This window comes from Beijerinckia indica subsp. indica ATCC 9039, from assembly GCF_000019845.1.
Lineage (GTDB): Bacteria > Pseudomonadota > Alphaproteobacteria > Rhizobiales > Beijerinckiaceae > Beijerinckia > Beijerinckia indica.
The window spans coordinates 2930600-2952805 of sequence record NC_010581.1; the positions used below are offsets into that span (position 1 = coordinate 2930600).

Below are 22206 nucleotides of genomic sequence, written 5' to 3' on the forward strand. Positions count from 1 at the left end.
CTCTCATTTGGGCCGATCTAGACCGGATACATTGGGAACCGACTCACTTGGCTCGCGCAAATCGCGCGTTAATTGAAGCATGAGGATAGGAGAAGTCATGGCGAATAATCCAACCGTAATGCGCGCTTCTTGTGAGTGCGGAACATGTGTCGTGGAAGCGAAACAGGCCCCCAGGGTTCGCCTCAATTGCCACTGTACGATCTGTCAGGCGTTCACCGGCGACACTTATTCTGACGTAATGGTCCTTCCGGCTTCACAAGCTGTGTTGAGGAACGAAGACCAAATCTTCTATCAGAAATACAAACGGTTCGGATTCCCACCGCCAAATCTCAGACGTGGCCGCTGCAGAAAATGCGAAAAACCATTCATCGAAACGTGGGGTTTCGGAAACTACAATATCCTATTGTTCATCAGGGTAGCTTGCATTGATCAAAAAGAAGCGCTTCCGTTGCCAGAGGGGCACTTGTTCTACGAACATCGCTTTAAAGATATAAACGATGGGATCGCTAAACACGAAGGTTATTTCGACAGCCTGCGGGCGCTAGCAAAAATGATTGTGCATGCGCTTTAGGAACTGAACGCCTAGCCGCTGGTGATGATTTTCTTCATGGGTGACGGGCGATCGCGTCGAGCTCGTAGTCGGTACCTGCGTTGATCTGAGCGAGGACAGACGAGAGAGGATAGTAGGATGCTGCTGATCGCCGCTATGACGCCGGAGATCATGAAGATGATGATCTCTTCAGCTCTGTGGGCCATATGGCCGCGCAAATGGTCGAGGCCGGCGCAAATGGTCTCGTCATCTTCAACCGCTTCATCGAGCCGGATATCGATCTCATCCGCATGCAGCTTTCACGGGAGCTGGAACTCAGCCAGCCTTCGGAAATGCGGCTGCCGCTTTTGTGGACCGCTATCTTGTCGGGGCGCGTTCATTGCTCTCTGGCCGCATCGACTGGCGTGGAGACAGCCGACCAGATCATCAAATATCTGCTCGCGGGAGCAGATGTCGTCATGACGACATCGGCCTTGCTGCGCCACGGTCCCGGCTATGTTCGTACCCTGCTCGACGGCCTCACTGCCTGGCTCGACGCGCGCGGCATCGATTCACCCAACAAAATGCGCGGCGTCATGAGCTGGAGCCGAATCCGCGAAACCGGCGCCTATGAACGTGCCAATTACATTCAACTCATCGAAGCTTATAGCAGCGCTCATCTGTTGGACGGCCATTAATCGGAGAGCGGCAATAATCCATACTCATTCTGATGCGTCGGCCGCGCCACGAGGGCTTTGCTTGACTTTATATAAAATCTATAAAATATATGTTTTAATCTGTCTCATGCGGTTTAGTTTGTCCAGTTCCGCATCGATATGAGCTCTCTCCGTCTTGATCCAAGGCTTTCTGATGAATGCTCTTGTCTTTCTTCAGCGCGATTGCCACAAGATCGAGGGGAAAGTTGCGATCCGAGACGCACTGATCCGCTTCGCGAGCGTCAACAAGACTTACACGACACTCGCGATAGGGCCCAACGTGCTCCACTGCGATGAGGCGGCTTCCGCGCTCGATCCTGAACCACCGCTGCGATCCTGTGCCTGCTGGCAGCGATCAATCGCGATCTCGCTATCACCATTATTCTCATCACTTACGAAATGGCCGTCATTTACGCGATGGCGCATGAAGTCGCCGTGCTCGAAGCCGGACGGGCGCGTAATTACACGCTCACATGTTTGGTGCGCTCTGGTTCATGAATTCATTCATGTCATGTGTCATATCTTCGCAAGAGGGAATTGCCATGAGTGCAAAACGTCAATTAACCCTCAATTTGTTCATCTATCCAGGTGGACATCATGAAGCTGCGTGGCGTCATCCAAATTCATCGCCTGATGATCTTCTCGATATTGCCTTCTATCAAGATCTCGCGAAACGCGCGGAGGAAGCGACCTTCGATTCCCTGTTCTTTGCGGATGGGCCGGTCCTCGCTGACAATATCCGCTATGCTTCGCGCTTTCGTGTCGAACCGATCACTTGGCTTGCGGCGATCGCTGGCGTTACCCGATCGATCGGTTTGATTGCGACGGCTTCGACCACTTATTTCGAACCCTATAATCTTGCGCGCCTGTTTGCCTCGCTCGATCATCTGAGCCGGGGGCGTGCAGGCTGGAATATCGTCACGACATCGGCGGGGCAGGCGGCGCAGAATTTCGGCCTCTCCGAACATCCAGCGCATACCGAGCGTTATGAGCGCGGCAGGGAATTTGTTGAACTCATCACTAAGCTCTGGGATAGTTGGGAAGATGATGCCGTGGCGGCGGACCAGGCTTCCGGTCTCTTTGCTGATACAAGCAAGATCCATTTTGTCGATCATATCGGCCGGCATTTTCGCGTGAAGGGACCGCTCAATATCCCGCGCTCGCCGCAGGGCAGGCCTGTCTACGTCCAAGCTGGCTCATCCGAGGATGGCCGGCTTTTCGCGGCGCAATATGCGGAAGCGATCTTCACCGCACATCAAACGATTGAGAGCGCTCGGAATTTTTATGCCGACATCAAGAAACGCGCAGCGGCTTTTGGCCGTCATCCGGATCATGTGAAGATTCTGCCCGGCATCAGTCCTTTTATCGGCAGTACGGAAGCCGAGGCGCGCCGGCTCGAAGAGGAATTTGATGCTTTGATCCAGCCGGATTATTCGCTGACGCAACTCAACCGCATGCTCGGAATCGATCTGTCCTCTTTCGATCTCGATGGTCCCTTCCCGCGTCATCTTCTCGATCGTGATGGCGCTATCGGCGTCGCGAGCCGGTTTCAGCTCGTGGCCGATATTATCGATCGCGAGAATCCAACGATACGCCAGCTCATTCAGCGTCTTGCCGGTGGACGCGGCCATTATGTCAAGGCGGGGACGCCGGAGCAGATCGCCGACGAGATCCAACTCTGGTTCGAAAATGGCGCTGCGGATGGTTTCAATGTCATGCCTCCCTGGTTGCCCGGTGGTTTCGACGTCTTTGCGTGTGAAGTCGTGCCGCTGCTGCGCAAACGTGGGCTCTTCCGCGACCATTACGAGGGGACGACCCTGCGTGATCATTATGGATTGCCACGTCCCGAAAGCCTTTTCGCAACTCCCGTGCGCGCGAGCGCCTGACTTCACTGGAGAAAATCATGCCAGATTATCGCTATCTCGGCCGTAGTGGCCTGAAAGTTCCCAAACTCAGTCTCGGTACGATGATGTTTGGCGGCCAGACGGATGAAGCGACATCCTTGCGCATCATTCACAAGGCCTTTGCACAAGGCTTCAATTTTCTCGATACAGCGGATGTCTATAATGCCGGCCGCTCGGAGGAAGTCGTTGGCCAGGCGGTGCATGGTAATCGCGACCGTTATACGATCGCCACCAAATTCACCAATCCGGTCGGGACCGAAAATAGCGTCAACCAAAGCGGATCTTCGCGGAAATGGATTTTCGAGGCGGTCGAGAACAGCCTCAGACGTCTGCGGACCGATTATATCGATATTCTCTATTTCCACCGCGCGAGTTTCGACGAGCCCTTGGGCGAGGCCGTGCGGGCTGTCGCTGATCTCATTCGCCAGGGCAAGATCCGCTATTTCGCCGTCTCGAATTTCCGCGGCTGGCGCATCGCGGAGATCGCGCATCTCGCCGACCAGCTCAATATCGACCGGCCAATCGCCAGCCAACCGCTCTATAATCTGGTCGGTCGCAACGCGGAGACGGAACAATTGCCGGCCGCGGCCTTCTACGGACTTGGCGTCGTATCCTATAGCCCGCTGGCGCGTGGTGTCTTGACCGGCAAATATGATCCGACGGCTGCACCTTCGCCGGAGTCACGGGCCGGGCGTCAGGATCGCCGCATTCTGGAAACGGAATGGCGCCCAGAATCTTTGCTCATCGCGCAACAGATCAAGCATTATCTCGAACAGCGCCGTATACCACCGGCGGCTTTCGCGCTGGGCTGGGTCTTGAACAATAAACTCATTACCGCTGCTATCGCCGGCCCGCGCACGGAGGAGCAATGGGATCTCTATGTCCAGGCGCTCGACTATGCCTTTACCCCAGAAGACGAAGCCCTGGTCGAGGGTCTCGTCGCGCCGGGGCATACATCGACGCCCGGCTATAATGATCCCGGCCATCCTATAGAGGGGCGTATTCCCTTTATCGGCGAACCGCCGCAATTCGAACGCGGTGTCATCAATAGACCCGCGAAACTCGTCGTCGCGGCGTGAAGATGAGAGGAGGGGGATTACCCTCCTTTTTCTTCGGGAACGGAGAACCTTAGATGTTTGATCCCGGGCTTTGATGGTGCATTCTTATCCCGAGACTGGAAGGATGCGCTATGGGACAAGTTCTGCACGGGTGCGCCACCACGACGGAGGCGGTCCGTCGAGCGATACAAAATAGTCATGTCTGGACGGTGCCCGCCGATCAAGGGATTTCTTTCGGCAATGCGATCGTTGGAGATGCGGTCATGTCTCCGGCCTCTTTGCTGCGGTTATCGCTGGGCCCTGATGGTTTCCGCTGACCTTTATTCCTGATCAAGAGATCGAGCTCAGGGCTCCGACTATTTTGCAGGTTTTCAAGGCCTATCCTCGTTCGCTTCCCATCACCTCACGAGCACCCCGGATCTTTCATCTTCAGGTTTACGCTGAAGAAAAGCGTTTGCTTCCTTTCAGGCTGGCATTTTCCCATAACTTGCCTCGCCGCGCATGATCGCGAAAGCGATGCGGGCAAGCTTGTTCGCAATGGCCACGGCGACAAGCTTAAAGGGCTTGGTGTCCAACAATCTATCTGCCCAGGTTCTCAGTGCATCGGTGCTGGACCGGCGATGGTAGAGAACAGCATGTGCTCCGACCACAAGCAACTTCCGTAAATATCGGTTGCCCATTTTGGAAACCCGCCCCAAACGCTCCTTTCCACCAGAGGACGCTTGCCTTGGGGTAAGGCCAAGGAACGCAGCAAACTCGCGCGGACCCGAAAAAGCCGAGACATCCTGTACGCTCGCTGCGAAAGCCGAGGCGGTGATGGGGCCTATTCCTGGAACCGTCATCAGGCGGCGAGCCATTCCATCGGACCTGGCAATGGCGAGGATCGCGCGGTCACTTTGCCCGATCTCTTCATCAAGCTGAACCAGTTGCCGGACCAATGGCTCCAAGGCTGAGCGCACAATGGCAGGAACTATGTCGTTCTCTTCAATGATGAGGCTTGCGAGCGCACGCGCATTGTTCAGTCCCTGCGCGACGATTATGCCGATCTCGGACAGATGTCCTCTTAGGGCATTAAGGAGCTGTGTTCGTTGCCCGACCAGAAGCTCCCGCACCTTATGGTGCATAAGTGTGGCTTGGTTTTCGACGGATCGTACGGGGACGAAGCGCATGGACGGTCTCGTTACCGCTTCGCAAATCGCCGCCGCATCAGCAGCATCATTCTTTTGACGGCGCACGTAGGCCTTTACATAGGCTGGTGGCATCAGACGGGCATCATGGCCAAGCCTGATCAGTTCCCGTGCCCAGTGATGGGCCGAGCCACATGCCTCCAAACCCACGACGCAGCGAGGCAAATCTGCAAAAAACTTCAAGACGTCCTTTCGTCGGATTGCTTTAGTTATGACGACTCGGCCCTCTGCATCGATTGCATGGACCTGAAAGACGTGTTTTGCGAGATCAAATCCAACGGTCGTAATGGTGTTGAGATCAGCGGCAATCTTGCCCATGGGAGACTCCTTTACGGTTGTTCGGGAGTTGCCATATTGGCACACCTTCCCGGATGGTGCGGAAGCGGGCACCGTCCATCCCATCAAGAGAGCCTGAGAGCGCTCGCCAAGCGCTATGGCATCAATCAGAAGACTGTCGCCAAGTGGAAAATGCGGAAGACTGTCACCGATCTCCCAACCGGTTGCATGCAAGCCCTAACCTCAACGCAACCCCGCCGCTCTGATATTCTTCCAGGCCTTGTCGCGCTCATTATCGCGGCCGGCGGCTATTTCTTCTGGTACAGGCGGATGACACAAGCTCGTGTTCAGGTAGATGTAAGCTAAGTTCATTATATATTGCGAATAAGTCGTTATGTCAGTGACAAGCGATGATGTTTGACCTCTATAACGTGCTGGTTCCACCTTCATGATTCTCATCGTTATGACATGGCAGTTCTCTTACAGCTGGAAACTTGTCTATGACATTGCGCACAGCGAGATGGCTTCCATGAAGGTATAACATACGGATGCAATGCGGCTGAATTTGATGTGGCTGGCATATTATATGAATCATTAAATAAGTCTACATCGTCAGACAAGCCTTATATCACAGCTATCTAATAGAGCATATGCCTTTAGTTGGATCTGTCGTAAAGTAAAAAAGACACATAAAGCCACGAATTATTTAGTGAATAACAGCATAACAATTTTCTTTTTAATGTATTTATAAAAATAAACATAAAATTAGCTAATGTTTCTTTAGATTATACTACAGACAGTATGTCCAATCCGTTTCGCGCGATGATGAGTAGGAAGAGTTAATGCAAATACGTTTCCTAACATACATGTCGATCGTAGCCTTATTGTTTTCAAGTACGACACTTACGGCGGATCCTTTACGCAATCACGTCAAAGACAAGTTCGCTGTTATCCCCCACGAACCGCCCAATTTGCCCGGCAATCCGACGACGCCGCAAAAACTGGCATTGGGCGAAATGCTGTTTTTCGATCCGCGCCTTTCGGTCAGTCATTCCATAAGCTGCGCGAGTTGTCATAATCTGAGCCTCGCCGGCACGGATAATCGCTCGCGCTCTTTGGGTACAGCCTGGCAGCAAGGCGGTCGGAATGCACCGACGGTTCTGAATTCGGTCTATAATTTCGTCCAGTTCTGGGATGGACGTGCCGCTGATCTCGCCCAGCAGGCTGGAGGGCCGATCCAGAACCCGGTGGAAATGGGGTCGACAGAGCAGAAGACCGTGGATGTCCTGAAAGGTATTCCTGGCTATGTCGATGCGTTCAAAGCCGCTTTTCCGGATCGGGACGATGTCATCACCTTCGACAATGTCGAGAAGGCCATAGCCGTATTCGAGACCATTCTCACCACCCCCGATGCACCTTTCGATCGCTGGTTGCGCGGCGATGACCGGGCTTTGACTCAAGACCAGAAAGAAGGTTTGCGGCTCTTCGTCGACAAGGGCTGTTCCAATTGTCATAATGGCGTCAATATTGGTGGTGGGACCTATGATCGTTTCGGTGTGGTGAAAGCGCCTTCCTCGGACATTCGGCCCCCGGATGATCTCGGACGTGGCGCGATCACGCATTCGGTAAGCGATAATTATGTCTTCAAGGTTCCGACGCTGCGGAATATCGCCTTGACGGCTCCCTATTTCCACAGCGGTCAGGTCTGGGATCTGCGGCAAGCCGTCAAGATCATGAGTGACGTTCAGCTCGGGGTACAATTGACCGATACGGAAGCCAATCAGATCGTTGCTTTCCTGAATTCCCTTACGGGCCGGCCTCCCTTCGTCCCCGCACCCGACCTGCCGCCGACAGTTACAACGACGCCCCGCCCCGTTCCTTAGCCAGGTATTTGCTCCCGTTGTCGGATTGCTTTTCACTGTGCGACACGAGTGCTTTTCCATGAGTCGCTTACATAAAGAAAGGCACCTTGTCGGGCGAATTGGATGGCTGCGCGCCGCCGTGCTCGGCGCCAATGACGGGATCATTTCGACGGCGAGCCTAATCCTGGGGGTAGCGTCGGCAGAGGCCTCCGCAAGCAATGTCCTGCTGACGGGCGTGGCTGGCCTGGTCGCCGGCGCCATGTCCATGGCCGCGGGAGAATATGCCTCGGTCAGTTCACAATCTGACACCGGAGCACGCCGATCTCTCGATAAGCGCGAACTCGCGAGCGATACAGAGTTTGAGAAGAAGGAACTGGCTCAGATTTATGTCTCCCGAGGCGTCGAGGCCGGTCTAGCCCCCAGGTTGCGGAGCAGCTTATAGCCGAGGACCCATTGGGCGCACATGCCAGGGATGAACTCGGCATCTCGGAGATTACCACAGCGCCCCCCGTGCAGGCAGCACTGGCGTCCGCAGCGACTTTTTCCGTCGGAGCGGCCGCGCCGCTCGCGCTTGTCCTTGTTTCGCCATCAAACTTATTGTTGCCGGCTGTCTCAGTTGGTTCCCTGGTGTTCTTGGCCCTGCTCGGCATGATTGGAGCCAGGGCCGGTGGTGCCGATATCCTGAAGCCGACGATCCGTGTGACGTTCTGGGGGGCACTCGCGATGGCCGTGACGGCTGGGATCGGCGCGATCTTCGGCACGGTTGCCTGAGGCCTCGCGCCGATCATAACGAACGGATGGTCGAACCGACCGCGAGGATGAGGTCGGCGACCATCCAGCACCATCTACCGCAATGAGACCCAAGGTCAAACATCAGGCAAGCTGGGGCTATCGGAGAAGAACGGTATTTATCTGGTAATTTCAAGTTCTCGCACGTCCAGGCGGCAGCGGTTGTCGGATTGCCCTAACCGGGTTCTGTTCCACTTTGCGTGCTGGCAGACATTAATTATGTAGCCGATATCAATAAGCTGCTTTCTGATTCTTGATGCGTGAAAGTGCAAGCATAAGGTCAGGCTTTATGTGCGATGCAGCATAAACGGTCGAGATCCATGCCCAATCAAGGAAATGAAATTTAACACTCTGTTTTTCCACTTATTTTAAAGCAGCCTGTATGAAGCATCTGAGCTTTATTTCACAGTTTCACTTACGAATTCAAACGGCATCCTCCGAGCGCGGAGCAGATCAATGCCGGCTCTTCCGTACATCATCCGCTTTGAGCGTTTTCAAACGGTTGATCTGTCCTTCCGCTTGCCCATTGCTCCAAGGCTGAGTGATCGCGTTTCGGACAGCGGCGAGATCACGCTTCAGCGTTTTGGCAAATTGCTGCAGAGGGAGAATGGCGGCATGTCTTACCTCATCGAGCCACGTTTCAAGCTTTGAAGGCTCCTTGCTGCGCATAAGACCACGAAACCGCATGGTCAGAGCCCGCATGGTGACGAAGCTTGGGGAGGCCTGCTTCAGGACTTTAACCTTGAGTGCTTGACGCGGGGTTAGCAGGCGCGTCGGCTTCAGACACAGCGCTGCGGCGATTTTTGGCGAGATCTGCCAGCCCGTCACCGGGTCGGTCGCTTTTGTTTCCTCAAGCGAAGGAATTGATGTTGGTGACGCCTTGATCTGCCTGCTTCCCATACGGCTCAAGCCGCCGCCATTCCACGAGGAAGCGATAGAATTGAGAGCGGCTGCCTGCATTAGCCACGGTGCCGGAGATCATGCAATAGATGGCCTCCACACCGGTTTCCGGCCTCCCATTGCTGCTTCAGGAAATCCTTGAAAGAGGCCGGTGATCGGGCCGTAGGAGCGGACCGTGCTATGGCTAGTCGGCAGTGCAAGACGGTTCGTGCTCCGACCCAGCACCTGTCGCATGGCCAAAGAGACGAATGATCTTGCCGACCCGTGCAGTCCGTCGGGCAAACGGAAAGACGGTGGAGATCCTCTCGACGAAAGTCTTGCGCGTGCAGCTCTCGTTGCAGCAGCGCCAGCGTCCCAGTTGCAACGCGATGGCCACAGGGATCCCCTGGATGGTAGACCCTGCAGGTGTCTGACGTGCCAATTGTGCCGCATGGTTGAGACCACACCGCAGCCGGGGCAACTGCGTGTTCCGGTTCCGAGGGCTGAAACTACCCAGCCTTCCTCACGATGGTCGATCGTTTCGACCGCAATGCCAGGCCCGAAGGCCAAATTGATCTTCTTCCGCATGCCCTATATATGGGGGCTCGGCTCTCCCAAGCCAATCAAGCACGCAAATTGGAACAGAACCCGGTTATCGACCGTCCGACAGTGGAGTTTCCCTCAGCGACTCCCCAGTTTTTTGTCGGTCTCCGAATTGCCCGTTCCGACGGGAATCTGATCATCGGAAGCGGCCTCGTCGAAAGTCACGCCAGACGTCCGAGGTCCGAACAGCCCGATGACGGATATTGCCACGATCATGAGCGTACTGATCAGCGCGAAGACTCCCTTTACACCGGTTTCCGCCAGCACATAGGCGATGATGTAGCCGCTGACGGCAGCGGAGAGCCGGGTGAACGAGTAGAGGAAGCCGACCATTCGCGCCCGGATGCGAGTCGGGAACAGTTCGCTGAGGTAGTTGTGACTGTTGACCGACAACACTGAATTGCTCAGCGTCAGTCCAATGCCGAACACAACCCAGCCAAGTGGGGCATCGGCGTAGGCAAAACTAAGACCCGCGACGACAGCAAACAAGCCGCTAACGATGATCAGATGCTTGCGTTCGAATCTGTCACTGATCAAGCTAAGCAGCAGTGGCGCGGTCGGTGCCGCCAATGCCACGCCTGCAGAGTAGAACAAACTCGATTTCAGATTGGCACCTTGCGACTGGATCAAGGTCGGGAGCCAGCTGCCGAAGCCATAAAAGGCGATGTTCTGCAGGTTGAAGTAGACCAGCATCATCCAGGCCATGTGCACCACATGATGCCGTGAAACAAAAACGACGCGCGGTTTTCTCTTGAGGCCTGAATGACTAACGATAAGGCCAGAACCATCATCCAGCAAATCGACCACACGGGCCGCCTCTTCCACGCGGCCTTTTTGCGCCAGCCATCGTGGAGATTCAGGTAAACGCCGACGTGCATCCCAGAAGCCGATCGCGCCGATCACTGGCATGAAGGTCAGCCATCGCCAACCATCGATACCCAATGGTGCGTGGCCGACGAGAAAAACAGCGAGGAAGGCGGCTAACGGTATTCCGCAATACTGGATGCCCATGGAGATCGCAAAAGCTCTCCCTCGTATGCGGGATGGCACGAGTTCCACAAGGAAGCAGTCGATCGCGACTGCTTCCGCGCCAAGCCCCACACCTGCCAGAAAGCGCCACAGACAGATTGGGATCACTGAGTTCTGCAGGCCCATCACAAGTGTGGCAATGGCATACCAGATCAGCGATATCGCGAAGACAGAGCGGCGGCCGAGCCGATCACCGAAAGCCGAAAAGGCGAGCACGCCAATATATAAACCCGAGAAAGTCGCAAAGACAAAGGTCGCCTGGTCGGCCAGCCCGAATAGACCGGTTTCGCCAGGGTGAAAGATGTGCGCAGCCACAAGCGCCGCGGACAGCGGCGCGGTTAGCGCCATATCATAGATTTCGAAAAGCCCGCCGACAGATATCAGAAACACCCAGGTCCACAACCGGCGCGACATCGGTAGTGCGTCGATCCGACGCCCAATACGACCTGCCGGATCGGCCGCAAACTGTTCAGCCACAGTCTTCCTCCCATTGGCTCGCGGTCAATGCCATTGTTCGCCGGAACATATTTCGAGAAGCGTAAAGCATCAATCTTGATTGAATTCATCATGTTCTGCGCCGTGCTCATAAATATCCCCAAAGCAGCCAAAGCAACTTGCCGTAGACTCGATAAAAAGTGTCAAGATTGACGGATTTCCTTTCGACACGGCATTATCAACTCATACGCAATCGATCCCTACACATACGACCTCATTGGTCGCTGCTTCTACATTACAGCGAAGGCCCGTTTTCTGATGACCGTGAATATTGAGATTACCGAACGGCTCGATGAAGCTCGGTTCATTTCCGCGACTGGGGCGCTTGGCGTAGGAGTCCACGAACCGAGCCTCATGGCGGCACTAGAGAGCAGGCCGCATTTCATCGCCTGCGATGCCGGCAGCACGGACGCTGGTCCCTTCGCGCTGGGCAGTGGGCGAGCTGCTTTCTCACGTGCCGCGGTCAAGAGCGATGCCGCCGCCGTGCTTCGTGCCGGGAACAAAGCTGACATTCCCGTGCTAATTGGCTCGGTCGGCACAGCGGGCTCCGACATCCATGTCGACTGGATGATGGATATCGTGCGCGAGATCATTGAGGAGCACGGATGGTCGAAGCGCGTCGCCATCCTCAAGTCGCAACAGGATCCCGCCTATCTCGAGGCGCTCTACAATGCGGGCCGGATCAAGCCGCTGAACCCGGCACCCGAGATCGATGGCGGCGTCTTCGCCCGCAGCAGCCGTATCGTTGGCATGATGGGGGTAGAACCATTGCAGGCAGCGTTGAAGGAAGGCGTTGACATTGTCATCGCGGGCCGATGCAGTGATCCCGCACTCTTTGCGGCCTTCCCCATCATGCACGGACTGCCCGAGGGATTGTCCTGGCATGCGGGCAAGGTGGTCGAATGCGGCACGCTCGCTTGTGAAATGCCTCGCAAGGAGGGGGTCATCGTCGGTACGATCCGGCCGAACGAGATGCTGATCGGCCCTGTTGGCGACAATCTTCGCTGTACGCCGCTCAGCATCGCCGCGCATAGCCTTTACGAGAACGGCGACCCATATCTGCACACAGAGTGCTCAGGCATTCTTGATTTGACCAATTCAAAGTTCGAGCCAGTGGATGAGAAGACCGTCCGTGTCACGGGCAGCGCATTTCGCGACAAGCCGTTCACAGTGAAGTTGGAGGGGGCCGAGCAACTCGGTTTCCAGAGCGTGATGATCGGCGGCATTCGTGACCCCTATATCATTCGGCAGCTCGACAATTGGCTCGGCAAGGTTACCGAATACATCCATCGGTCAGTCGAGCATGTGCTCGGCGATCAGATCACCCGCGATCAGTACAGGCTGGTCTTCCATATTTATGGCAAGAACGCCGTCATGGGCTCACTCGAGACGGAGCAAACGGCCGGGCACGAAGTTGGGATTGTCACCGAGGTGACCGCCCCTACGCAGGAATTGGCCACGCAAATCGTGAAGATGTGCCGCCAGCCCCTACTGCATGCGCCAATCCCGGAGTGGAAGGGCGCGATCACCGGGTTCGCCTGCCTCCACAACCCCGCTGAACTGGAGCGCGGCCCCATCTGGCGTTTCAATCTCAACCATGTCGCGGAGCCTGACGACTGGCGCGACATGTTCCGTCTTGAAATCGTCCAAATCGGAGGAGCCGCGTGATGCACCCATTAAGCGAAATCGCCAATCTGATCCGCAGCAAAAACGCCGGGCCTTTCGTCCTCACCTTCGACATCATGCTGTCGAGCGAGGCCGACTATGATCGTGTGAAAGCGTCCGGGCAGATGACCACGGAGAACTTCGCCAGCCTCTATCGGTGCCCAATCGAAACCGTGCGCTTCTTCGAATGCCGCAACGCGCTTGCGTTCAAGTTCAGCATCCCGCGACCGATCACTCAAGGCGACATCGGCGACGCGGACATGCATGGTGGTCAGCAATTCGCCCCGTTGATGGGCATCATGATACCATGAGGACGCGAATATGATCTTGCAGCGCTGGAAACGCCGCCCGGACGGCTCGAACTGGGGCGACTTCGGCCCCGACGATGCCGTCGGCCGACTCAATCTGCTTACCCCGGAGCGTGTGCTGGCCGCTGTACAAGAGGTGCGGACGGGGATCAGCTTCTGCCTCAGCTTGCCGCTCGACCTGCCAGGAGGAAACGTCGCTAATCCGCGCCGTCATCCGCCCAAGCTGGTCGCGACCGTGCAGGATGGCGTGCCCGTCTATAATCGTTCAGGGTCACAGGCGGCCGGCTTTGCCTCAACCGGCGTGGTGAGCGACGATGCTGTGCTGCTCTACACGCAATATTCGACGCAATGGGATAGCTTTGCGCACATCGGTGCCGCGTTCGATGCTGACGACGATGGACAAGACGAGATCGTCTACTATAATGGATGGCGTGCGGGCGAGACTGTCGTGTCCCCTATTGAGAACCCACATGCAGAACCTTGGGCCCGCTTTGAGAACCCGAACGCCCATGAACTCGGCGTCGACCGACTGGCCGAAACCTGTATCCAGGGCCGCGGCGTCCTTGTCGATCTTCATGCGCTGTTCGGTCGTGAGCGCCATTTCGTCGGCTATGACGACCTGATGCGCGCGATGGATGCGGCCAGCACAGTGGTCGAGACCGGTGACATACTCTTGCTTTACACTGGCTACGATCAAGTGATTCTCGAGATGGCTGGCCATCCCAAGCGCGAGGTGCTGCATGGCACATGTGCCGGTCTGGATGGCTGCGATGACCGATTACTGCAGTGGATCACCGACAGCGGCGTCGCTGCGATCGCATCCGATAACCGTGCCGTGGAGTTACTTCCTGGTCGCTGCGTCGAAACAAAGGGCCTATCCGCGCCGTTACATCACCATTGTCTGTTCAAGCTCGGCATTCCGCTTGGTGAGCAATGGTTCCTGAGAGATCTAGCGAACTGGCTTCGCCAGCACGGTCGTACGCGTTTCTTTCTTACCGCACCGCCGCTTCGGCTTCCCGGAGCGGTGGGATCACCAGTGACGCCAGTTGCTACCGTCTAGACGATGGGCTTTGTCCGCTTTCGGGTTATTTGCCTCGCAATGGACCACTGACTTTGGACGCAAAGCAGCTACAAGTTCTTGACGTGAAGCAACAGACAGGTTGTGTTGCAGCCTGACATCAGGAGAAGGGTACGTAAGTTAACGGGCAGCTTCGCCGGCCGATGCTCGACGAAAGCTGCCTTCATCCGGTTACAACGACTACGCGCTCGTTGGGAAAAGTCACAGTGAATGATGCCAGCCGATCCGAACTGATCGACGAACTCTACATGACCGCCCGAGAGGCTGCGGCTGAGTTGGGCGTGACGATCAATACACTTTATTCTTATGTGAGTCGCAAGCGGCTTCGGACGCGTCAGGTGCCAGGCACGCGCCAACGCATCTATTGGCGGGCTGACATCGCGCACGCCAAGGCCCTTCTCTGGAAGCGCGCGGAGCTAAACGGTCGCCCTGACAATACGGACATTACCCTGCTCACGCCTCAAGCTCCGTTTTACCGCGGCCGCAATGCGATTGATTTGTCAGACCATATGACACTGGAGGAAGTGGCGGCGTTGCTCTGGCAAGTCGACGAACAACAGGCATTTGGCGCCGCTACACCGTCTGTACCTGTCGAATTGTCGGGTATGGGTAATTTGCTTTCACACGCGATGACAACGGACAAGGCTATCGCACTCCTGCCATTCCTTGAACATGCGAATCCTCGGGCGTTCGATCTCAGCCATATCGGCATGTGCCGGACCGGGGCTGATGTCTTGCGCTGGTACGCCGCAATCCTCACCGACACCGACCGCCCTTCCAACGAGCCATTGCACGAGCAAGTCGCCAAGCATCTCAAGGCTTCCGCGGAGGTGGCCGACGCAATCCGGCGCCTGCTCGTACTGTCGGCAGATCACGGCTTTGGTGCCGGCACCTATGCGGTTCGCGCTGTCGCCAGCTCCGGCGTTACAGCCTATCGTTCTGTACTTGCCGGCCTTTCCATTGCCTCCGGACGAGAAAGCCGCCTTGGCCGCTCCGAAGGCATACGGCAGTTTCTCCACGAGGTCGCCGATAGCGCGGATCCGCGTTCGGTTGTCGTGCGACGGTTGCGCAAGGGAGAACTCATCCCCGGATTCGATTCACCGCAGCCATACGAGGGTCAGGATCCGCGAGCCGAGGCGATGCTGCGCCATCTGGAGAAGATCTTCGGCTCGCACTCGCTGTTCAAGAAGGTCGAGCGCTCGTGCAAAATAGTCGGCGAGACGCTCGACCTTTATCCCAGCTTCGCGCTCGTGAATATCCTGTTTGGCCAGTTGGTCGGACTTGATCGGCACCGCGTGCTCTATGTTCTTGGCCGGTGCGCAGGCTGGGTGGCGCATTCCATCGAACAGTCGCAGAGCGGCGACTTCGTTGCGCCATCTGCAACGTATCGTGGCGAATTGCCCGTTCCGACGGGAAACTGATCATCGGCGTGTCGATGGTCGTGTCCTTGGGCAGATACAGCGCGCGATCGATGAAGGCTTGGCTCTTGTCGAAGACATCGGCCGCAAACACCCCGATCTGGCAGTTCCTGATCTTGCCGGCCGATCCCGTATATTGCCGATTGACGCCGCAGGAAAACGTGCCGTTCTTCAAAAAGCCCGCCTCGTCGATCTCGGGAACGCCCTCATCAGGGCCCAGATGCTCGAAGACGAAAACCCTGACGACATCTCGAAGCGCATCCGCGTTCCATCGCCCGTAACCCAACAGGGTCTGCAGCTGCCAGGGACTGGGATCACCCGCGGCTTCGCCTGCATCCCCTGGTCTTGCGCGGTTCATTGCCAATCAATGCATCCAGAAACGCCAACACAGAAACCGTGACACGCGCCTGCGTAAACAACGACCGGATCCGCTCCTTCGTATCCCATAGCGATGAGGCCCAGAGTTCCAACATTGTCTCGACAGACGCGCCACCGTTGATCAGGGTTCGAAGCAAGGGCTCTCATAGATTCAAAATTCAAATCAAAATCCAACTGTAGTGCTAGAAAATCCAACCAACACTGACAGTCGCCACAGATCGATCACGCAGCACGTTGTATGTACCACCCCAACTCGGAGAATAGGATGCCTCAAGATAGAGCTTGTGTTTGTAATCTAGCCTAACAGAAGCGATCGCTGCCTGTCTTCCCTGGTTCAAGACCTGATCATAAGAGTAGCCTCGCCAATCGTACCTATAAATCACAGATGGAATAACATCGAAATCAGAGCCAAAAATGTTGGCATAGGTAAAAGCAGCCCGAGCTGCTACACCCCAGGCCGTTGGCGTGACATAGCCTTCATTGATGCATCCGACCCCTGTAGTCGAAGCTGGGCAAACACCGTTTACGGGACCAACCCCAAACATATCAGGCCGGCCATACCGTCGAACGTTGACACTTGGCAGATCGAATACATGTTTCATTGTCCCCTCACCGGTGAGCGTCAAACTATTTGCACCGAGTACATCAGAAAACATTTGCTGTACTCCAAGATTCACCTGCAAGGTTCGATATTCATCATAACCGTGAACAAACGTGCCGGGCTGCCAAGTTTGCGCGAGGGAACGCAAAGGAGTCAATGAAGTATTCGATGTTACTGCCGCAAGTAGGTCAGCAGCATTGAACGCAAGGGGTTGGTTAAAACGAAATGTCGTCTCACCGAAGAAACTGGTTCCAGTATTCAACTTCGACCTAAAATTTGCTGTTAATGTATCAATGCCTTTTGCGTAATCAGAAAAATAAGCTGGATTTTTCCCGTCTGGATTATAAGGAATGAATGGCGCAGACCCCGAAGGTCGCAAGGAGGTAACTGCCGACGGCATTACTGTACGCCAGTCCGTATGCGTGAAATAAATCCCTATCTCTGTGGGGGAAAGTGCTAGGCGATAGATACCACCTATTCCGAACGCGCCAGCATCGTGAACCGACGGGACATTTTCTCTATATATAGTTCGACCTGCCGATATTGAGCTAGGATAATTCGTCGGTCCTGGCGCCGTTCCCAACGCAATGACATTACAGCCTTGTGCGATAAAATTACTCGATGAATAGAAAGTACCACAGGGATCAATAACATTATGCACAAAAGCCCATTGCCAAAAGGCCTCCAAGCGCATGGCTGGTGTCACGTCCAATCGGGCAAAGAGTCCTGGTGTGGGAATTGTAGTAGTATTCGGCAGAAAGTCGGGTCTGAGGGCCGATGGTGCTGGTTGCACCGCCGCTTCTGGCGAAAGACCTGGGCGGTGATAGTCGGCTGCATCGAAAGCATTAACGGTGTTTGAAAGGCCACCGGCAAAGGCGCTTGGCATACCCCAATTTATGGTTTGGATACCTGCCCGAACCGATAGCGGCAATCCCGATAAATCGAATTTTCCGTAGGCAAATAGTTCTTGGAAAGATACTCCGGAAAAGCGGGCCAAGCTCTGAAAGCCATTATCATTTAATAACGCATTCGGAACATATCCATTTGGCGAATGTCCATAAGGCACGCCAACATTGTCGAGTGTCAAATCCTCCCAAGTCTTCGCTTTTGCAAAGATGCCATAGTTTTTGTATTGAAAGTCAACAGCTCCCACGGCTTTTAAAACCGTCGAAACAGGGGCGCCTTTTTTAAAATTCACATCTCCATCATTACCACCGGGCAAACCTGTTGTTGTAACTGAAAGGCTGGGGTCAGGATTAGACGTGCGAATCGCCGTTCCGAACGTTATCACACCATGCACAGCAAGGTTCAACTCCCCCAATGAATAATCAGCGGACAAAACATTTTTTTCGGCGACAATTGTAGTCGACAGAAATAAAATACATGAAAGCACTATTTTTTTTCTTCTTAAGTCGTTCATTGTCCCCCCCAATTGGTATCATTATTGGCGACAGATGTCGCAAACTGCGAGCATTTAGGAACAGGTCTGCAGGCCTATTTTGAAACTCGGCCTATGCGACACTGTATTCGCGGTCATAACGGTATGATTACAACACTCGAGCCAGGAGTTTATGTTGGGGCATGCCGTCATTTGTGTACCAAATGGTTACGCAAATTGATTTAATGCCAAACTGACTCGGCGTCACTTACCGATGGCTATATGCTCTATTTGTTGACCAGCATCAGTGTGTGTTTCTGATCAAGACTGAGCAGATTGACATTGGCTGTCGAACTTGCAGAGGTACTAGATTGTCGAGGCTCTGCTCGAGCGTCGTGGTACGGCGGGTTGCCAGCGCGTCGTGCTCAAGGCTGCGATTGGGCTTTCCAATGCGAGTAGTCACAGAGCGCGATGCGCTGATGACGACATTATCGTTCTTAGTTGAGGCATCGTTCGACGTGCTGGGTTCAGTATCGAAGCAACCACGCCGGATGGCTCAGGCGTTTTTTGTGCATGCGCCGGCAGTGTGACTAAAGCCAACGCACCTGACAACAGCGCCATAAAAGCGTCTCTCGATCGCATCCTCTGTCTCCCTTGCTCGCGGCTCGGATGGCCACGTTGATGACTCAATTAATGCCGGATCGAAGGGAAATCCGTCAATCTTGACACTTTTTATCGAGTCTACGGCGACGACACAGAACATGATGAATTCAATCAAGATTGATGCTTTACGCTTTCGACATATATTCCGACGAACAGTGACAATTGACCGCGAGCCAATGGGGGAAGGCTGTGACTGAACAGTTTGCGACCGATCCGGTAGGCCTTATCAGGCCATTTTGACGGCACACCTGCCATGTGACAGGGATCGAAATTAAACCGCAGCTTGCGCCAATCGCACAATGCAACCTTGCCATCTTTTCATATATCGAAGTCATTGAAGGATGATGATTCACTCATTCCCTTTCAGCCAGCGAATGTCATCTATATTAATGCCGGTGTATCCGACGCGCCACATACATGGTTTGATGCCCTCAGACCGAATTGCGCCTGGTTCTACCGCTCGCGACGCATTTCACAACGGAAGATGGTCATGTCATGACACGCGACATTCTGTTTCTCTGAGGTAGTGTTTGAAATTTGGACAGGGTGTTAAGTTCATTCCGCCCATAGGAATGGACGGGAATGACCTTGTCGCAACCTTTTTAGATTAACGGCGTGCTGAGGAAATAGGTGGATTTTGCGCCACCCGATTGGGAGGCCAGCCATGATCCTCAACGTCATTGCCGAGAAGCTGAAGCGCACGTCCAAGGACGATTTCAAGGGGCGGCATTTCGAGGCCTGGCTGATCCTACAAGCGGTGTCCTGGTACCTGCGCTATCCGCTGACCTACCGGAACATCAAAGACATGTTCCTTGAACGCGGCTTTGCTGTGGATCATACCACCCTGAATCGCTGGACACTGGCCTATGCGCCGCTGATCGAGAAGCGGCTGCGGGTGAAGTAGTCAGTTCGCGATCAATATTGATAGAAAAGGCGCTACCGTTCCCAGCTGGATGAAAGCTCTCGGAATCGCGAGCGCGCTTCGGCCCAGCCCTCGTTACGCGAAATAAAATGTTCTGCATTCGTTTTTCAACTTGGCCAAAATCGCAGCTTCGAGCCGGCAGGGCCGATATCAAGCATCATAAAAATCGAAGACGTCTCTGCACTGTAGATTGTCGGATAAAAGGACCATCGAACAATATACTTCGGGGAACTCAGCAGTATCTCATGAACTCTCAAGACAAATAACTGACGAACGAGTCCGCACATCATGTCAAAACGAATAGATAAATCCTGGTTAGTTGTGGAGAGCATTGAAAATGACGAACACAATCGATGTGTTGATCTATTTTCTCGTCCCGATGGCACATATGGTTTTGAAGAATTTCGTCGAGATCCAGAAGATGAAGGAGTGTGGACGCCAATAAGTTATTATTCTGCCGTCGCGTACACATCAAGAGAGATGGCGCTCGCCGCTGCCAGAAAAAACGTAGCTTGGTTATACGAGCGCCGCCAGAGAACGTGAATAGTGCGGAAACTTCGATATTTCCTTCACGCTATGGCCCGCGGGACTCCATCACAATCGATCGTTGAATGGTCAGTACCCAGGCGTCGCGCAATGCGCGTTCGCGTTCCGGGCGCCCACCTGGCTGACCAGCCAAGCCGCGGCATGCACGGCGAGGCGGCGGCGCCAGAAAGTGCCAAGCACGGAGGGAGGGCCCGCCACGCCCTGCAGTGAGGCTATAGTGGCAGCTTCATCGCCCAGAGCATTCAGCAATTCTTTCTGTTGACGTCCTTCTGGCACTTCGAATTTTATGCTCGCCCACCTCGTTTGTAAGTGCTTGACAGCAGCATTGAGTGTAGCACTTTCTTCTGAGCCCGTGGCCGGAAATAGCGCTGCGATTAGAATACAAAGACAAAAAACAGGATTTTGCTCAATTTCGTGAGCATATATGAGCCTTCCTAAAGTGCTTCAACGGAGTAAGCGCTTCTGTTACCCGGCCGATGAAAGCGCTTGACGTCTCAGAGCCCAATCGATCAATCGCGGAAAGGTTCGTTGAATCAAAATATAGATTCTTTCAGGCCCAGATGGGTAGACTGAATCGTCTCCATTAATGACGGCACGCCAAATCCGTTCAGCGACTCGATCTGGAGATTCGAGCTGCATTCTTGATCTGACTATCAGGTCAGCGAAGGCATCCGCCGCATCTGTCTTAGTCGCCCGCGGCGCCGCATAAGTGACGCTAATTCCGTTCCTTTCACACTCACGGCGTAGTGCGATGGAGAACCCGCGCATGGCGAATTTTGAGGCGGAGTAAACGGAAAAACCCGGATAAGGTATATCGCCGAAGACTGAGCCTATATTCACAATTCGCGATGGCCTGGCAACGGCTAGTAAAGGCATCAGATCGCGTGTCAGTGCGATCGGTCCGATGACATTGGTCTGAAAGATACGGTCTAAGGCGTCGTCATGAACATGCTCCAGTGGACCGCCAGCGATGACTCCAGCGTTGTTGACGAGAACATCCAGCGCACCCCATTTGTCCCTGATATGGTCTGCTATGCGACGGCGATCAGCAGCAATCGTAATATCGGCAGATATAACAAGCGGTCTTCTCCTCGCATCTATAAGATCGCCAGTCGCTTCTAGAGCACTCTTCCGTCTTCCACATATGGCGACGCTCATGCCGAGGTTTGCGGCTTCGATCGCCAAGGCGCGACCAATGCCAGACCCAGCTCCCGTGATTAGGACCCGTTTTTGTTCACGCGGCATCACTGTACTCCCTGCACGCGCCCAGATCTTGAAAGATATTACCATACAGCCGGTAGAAGATTCTGGCGTTTTCGATAATAATCTGCTGTGTTCGATGCTCTTCGAATCCGTCAACGAGCGATCGGAACAAAGTGATGTGCTCACTATCCAAGGAACCGTGAGATTTCAAATAGGAGAGGCCCCTATCATTATCCAACCCAAGCGATTGTTTCATCGCTTCAGCGACATAATCTGCGAGCAAGACGGACATTCCCTCTAGTACATGCACACTCCCAAGCAAGGCATATGGACTTACCCGCTCAATGGCATAATAGGCGTAGCCAACCATGACCTGGCAAGATATTCCTGGTTTGCCATTGCGCACGTCTTCAGCATTGCCTCCCAAGGCTGTGATGTCTTCGAGTACCCATTTTTCGTGACCGTGCTCTTCTCCTATATATTCAATCAGCGCAGCTTGATAGCGCTCATCTGTCGTTCTTGATACGGCCAATGCCAACAGAGAGACCGTGTGTTTTACATGATGATAAGCTTCAGAGAGAAACTCTAAATAGAGAGAACGCGATGCCCCGGACCGAATGGTGCGCTGGATAAGTGGGATTTCGAGGAAAGCGTCCCGCTCGTCGGTAGTTTCAGAAATGAGACGTTCGTAGAAGGTCATTGTCAGAACTTTCGAGTTA

The 22206-nt window shown here is 54.5% G+C and carries 16 protein-coding genes and 5 pseudogenes; 13 read left to right on the forward strand and 8 right to left on the reverse strand.

Annotation, left to right across the window (positions count from 1 at the left end):
* The first annotated feature begins 97 nt into the window (after positions 1–97).
* The 5 genes from BIND_RS12960 to BIND_RS12980 all read left to right on the forward strand — a co-directional run bounded on the left by BIND_RS12960 (position 98) and on the right by BIND_RS12980 (position 4524).
* On the forward strand, positions 98–571 hold the full coding sequence (locus tag BIND_RS12960; protein ID WP_012385520.1) for a GFA family protein: 474 nt from the start codon (positions 98–100) through the stop codon (positions 569–571).
* A gap of 185 nt (positions 572–756) precedes the next feature.
* Positions 757–1227 (forward strand): beta/alpha barrel domain-containing protein, encoded by a 471-nt coding sequence (locus BIND_RS12965; protein ID WP_050763985.1) that lies wholly within the window; start codon positions 757–759, stop codon positions 1225–1227.
* 560 nt (positions 1228–1787) lie between these two features.
* On the forward strand, positions 1788–3131 hold the full coding sequence (locus BIND_RS12970; RefSeq protein ID WP_012385521.1) for an LLM class flavin-dependent oxidoreductase: 1344 nt from the start codon (positions 1788–1790) through the stop codon (positions 3129–3131).
* 17 nt (positions 3132–3148) lie between these two features.
* Positions 3149–4228: an aldo/keto reductase gene (locus BIND_RS12975; protein ID WP_012385522.1), complete on the forward strand. Its 1080-nt coding sequence runs from the start codon at positions 3149–3151 to the stop codon at positions 4226–4228.
* Between the two features lie 110 nt (positions 4229–4338).
* The gene (locus BIND_RS12980; RefSeq protein ID WP_041778085.1) at positions 4339–4524 is read left to right on the forward strand and encodes a hypothetical protein; all 186 of its coding nucleotides are present in this window, start codon (positions 4339–4341) and stop codon (positions 4522–4524) included.
* A gap of 147 nt (positions 4525–4671) precedes the next feature.
* Here the strand turns inward: BIND_RS12980 and BIND_RS12985 are convergent, their stop codons facing one another.
* On the reverse strand, positions 4672–5712 hold the full coding sequence (locus BIND_RS12985) for an IS110 family RNA-guided transposase (RefSeq protein WP_012385523.1): 1041 nt from the start codon (positions 5710–5712) through the stop codon (positions 4672–4674).
* Between the two features lie 84 nt (positions 5713–5796).
* Here BIND_RS12985 and BIND_RS22340 point away from each other — a divergent pair.
* The 3 genes and pseudogenes from BIND_RS22340 to BIND_RS13000 form a co-directional block, all read left to right on the forward strand.
* Positions 5797–5895: pseudogene (locus BIND_RS22340) on the forward strand (IS481 family transposase); the annotation flags it as partial.
* Between the two features lie 617 nt (positions 5896–6512).
* Positions 6513–7553 carry a cytochrome-c peroxidase gene (locus BIND_RS12995; protein WP_012385524.1) on the forward strand — a complete coding sequence of 347 codons (1041 nt, stop codon included), beginning with the start codon at positions 6513–6515 and terminating at the stop codon, positions 7551–7553.
* Between the two features lie 58 nt (positions 7554–7611).
* Positions 7612–8303: pseudogene (locus tag BIND_RS13000) on the forward strand (VIT1/CCC1 transporter family protein).
* 416 nt (positions 8304–8719) lie between these two features.
* Here BIND_RS13000 and BIND_RS13005 read toward each other — a convergent pair.
* A pseudogene (locus tag BIND_RS13005) lies at positions 8720–9281 on the reverse strand (ISL3 family transposase).
* A 600-nt stretch (positions 9282–9881) separates the two neighbouring features.
* Complete coding sequence (locus BIND_RS13010; RefSeq protein ID WP_012385525.1) at positions 9882–11309, reverse strand: MFS transporter; 1428 nt, start codon at positions 11307–11309, stop codon at positions 9882–9884.
* Between the two features lie 276 nt (positions 11310–11585).
* Here BIND_RS13010 and BIND_RS13015 point away from each other — a divergent pair, with 276 nt between their 5' ends.
* From BIND_RS13015 to BIND_RS13030, 4 genes are all read left to right on the forward strand, one after another.
* Complete coding sequence (locus tag BIND_RS13015) at positions 11586–12995, forward strand: acyclic terpene utilization AtuA family protein (RefSeq protein WP_012385526.1); 1410 nt, start codon at positions 11586–11588, stop codon at positions 12993–12995.
* Complete coding sequence (locus BIND_RS13020; RefSeq protein WP_012385527.1) at positions 12995–13303, forward strand: DUF4387 domain-containing protein; 309 nt, start codon at positions 12995–12997, stop codon at positions 13301–13303. Before BIND_RS13015 ends, BIND_RS13020 begins: the two co-directional genes overlap by 1 nt.
* A 10-nt stretch (positions 13304–13313) precedes the next feature.
* On the forward strand, positions 13314–14360 hold the full coding sequence (locus BIND_RS13025) for a cyclase family protein (protein ID WP_012385528.1): 1047 nt from the start codon (positions 13314–13316) through the stop codon (positions 14358–14360).
* A gap of 224 nt (positions 14361–14584) precedes the next feature.
* The gene (locus BIND_RS13030; protein WP_041778087.1) at positions 14585–15799 is read left to right on the forward strand and encodes a citrate/2-methylcitrate synthase; all 1215 of its coding nucleotides are present in this window, start codon (positions 14585–14587) and stop codon (positions 15797–15799) included.
* Between the two features lie 10 nt (positions 15800–15809).
* Here BIND_RS13030 and BIND_RS21970 read toward each other — a convergent pair.
* Both BIND_RS21970 and BIND_RS20655 read right to left on the reverse strand, forming a co-directional pair.
* Positions 15810–16269, reverse strand: a pseudogene (locus BIND_RS21970) (transposase); the annotation flags it as partial.
* A gap of 87 nt (positions 16270–16356) precedes the next feature.
* Entirely contained in the window at positions 16357–18195 is a 1839-nt protein-coding gene (locus BIND_RS20655) for a DUF1302 domain-containing protein (RefSeq protein ID WP_012385530.1), read from the reverse strand.
* A 1285-nt stretch (positions 18196–19480) separates the two neighbouring features.
* Here BIND_RS20655 and BIND_RS13040 point away from each other — a divergent pair.
* Positions 19481–19711 (forward strand): annotated as a pseudogene (locus tag BIND_RS13040) (IS6 family transposase); the annotation flags it as partial.
* A 642-nt stretch (positions 19712–20353) separates the two neighbouring features.
* On the opposite strand, the gene BIND_RS13045 reads toward BIND_RS13040, so the two are convergent.
* The 3 genes from BIND_RS13045 to BIND_RS13055 form a co-directional block, all read right to left on the reverse strand.
* Complete coding sequence (locus tag BIND_RS13045; protein ID WP_041778089.1) at positions 20354–20560, reverse strand: hypothetical protein; 207 nt, start codon at positions 20558–20560, stop codon at positions 20354–20356.
* A gap of 189 nt (positions 20561–20749) precedes the next feature.
* Entirely contained in the window at positions 20750–21529 is a 780-nt protein-coding gene (locus BIND_RS13050; protein ID WP_012385533.1) for an SDR family NAD(P)-dependent oxidoreductase, read from the reverse strand.
* Positions 21519–22187 (reverse strand): iron-containing redox enzyme family protein, encoded by a 669-nt coding sequence (locus tag BIND_RS13055; protein ID WP_012385534.1) that lies wholly within the window; start codon positions 22185–22187, stop codon positions 21519–21521. The genes BIND_RS13050 and BIND_RS13055 overlap by 11 nt, the downstream gene beginning before the upstream one ends.
* Between the last annotated feature and the right edge of the window lie 19 nt (positions 22188–22206).

Bases quoted from the DNA above. Each gene is read 5' to 3' on its own strand.
- BIND_RS13020 (WP_012385527.1), top strand. From the start codon at position 12,995: ATGCACCCATTAAGCGAAATCGCCAATCTGATCCGCAGCAAAAACGCC.
- BIND_RS13025 (WP_012385528.1), top strand. From the start codon at position 13,314: ATGATCTTGCAGCGCTGGAAACGCCGCCCGGACGGCTCGAACTGGGGC.
- BIND_RS20655 (WP_012385530.1), bottom strand. From the start codon at position 18,195: ATGAACGACTTAAGAAGAAAAAAAATAGTGCTTTCATGTATTTTATTT.
- BIND_RS13015 (WP_012385526.1), top strand. From the start codon at position 11,586: ATGACCGTGAATATTGAGATTACCGAACGGCTCGATGAAGCTCGGTTC.
- BIND_RS12960 (WP_012385520.1), top strand. From the start codon at position 98: ATGGCGAATAATCCAACCGTAATGCGCGCTTCTTGTGAGTGCGGAACA.
- BIND_RS12970 (WP_012385521.1), top strand. From the start codon at position 1,788: ATGAGTGCAAAACGTCAATTAACCCTCAATTTGTTCATCTATCCAGGT.
- BIND_RS12985 (WP_012385523.1), bottom strand. From the start codon at position 5,712: ATGGGCAAGATTGCCGCTGATCTCAACACCATTACGACCGTTGGATTT.
- BIND_RS13050 (WP_012385533.1), bottom strand. From the start codon at position 21,529: ATGCCGCGTGAACAAAAACGGGTCCTAATCACGGGAGCTGGGTCTGGC.
- BIND_RS12975 (WP_012385522.1), top strand. From the start codon at position 3,149: ATGCCAGATTATCGCTATCTCGGCCGTAGTGGCCTGAAAGTTCCCAAA.
- BIND_RS12995 (WP_012385524.1), top strand. From the start codon at position 6,513: ATGCAAATACGTTTCCTAACATACATGTCGATCGTAGCCTTATTGTTT.
- BIND_RS12980 (WP_041778085.1), top strand. From the start codon at position 4,339: ATGGGACAAGTTCTGCACGGGTGCGCCACCACGACGGAGGCGGTCCGT.
- BIND_RS13055 (WP_012385534.1), bottom strand. From the start codon at position 22,187: ATGACCTTCTACGAACGTCTCATTTCTGAAACTACCGACGAGCGGGAC.
- BIND_RS12965 (WP_050763985.1), top strand. From the start codon at position 757: ATGGCCGCGCAAATGGTCGAGGCCGGCGCAAATGGTCTCGTCATCTTC.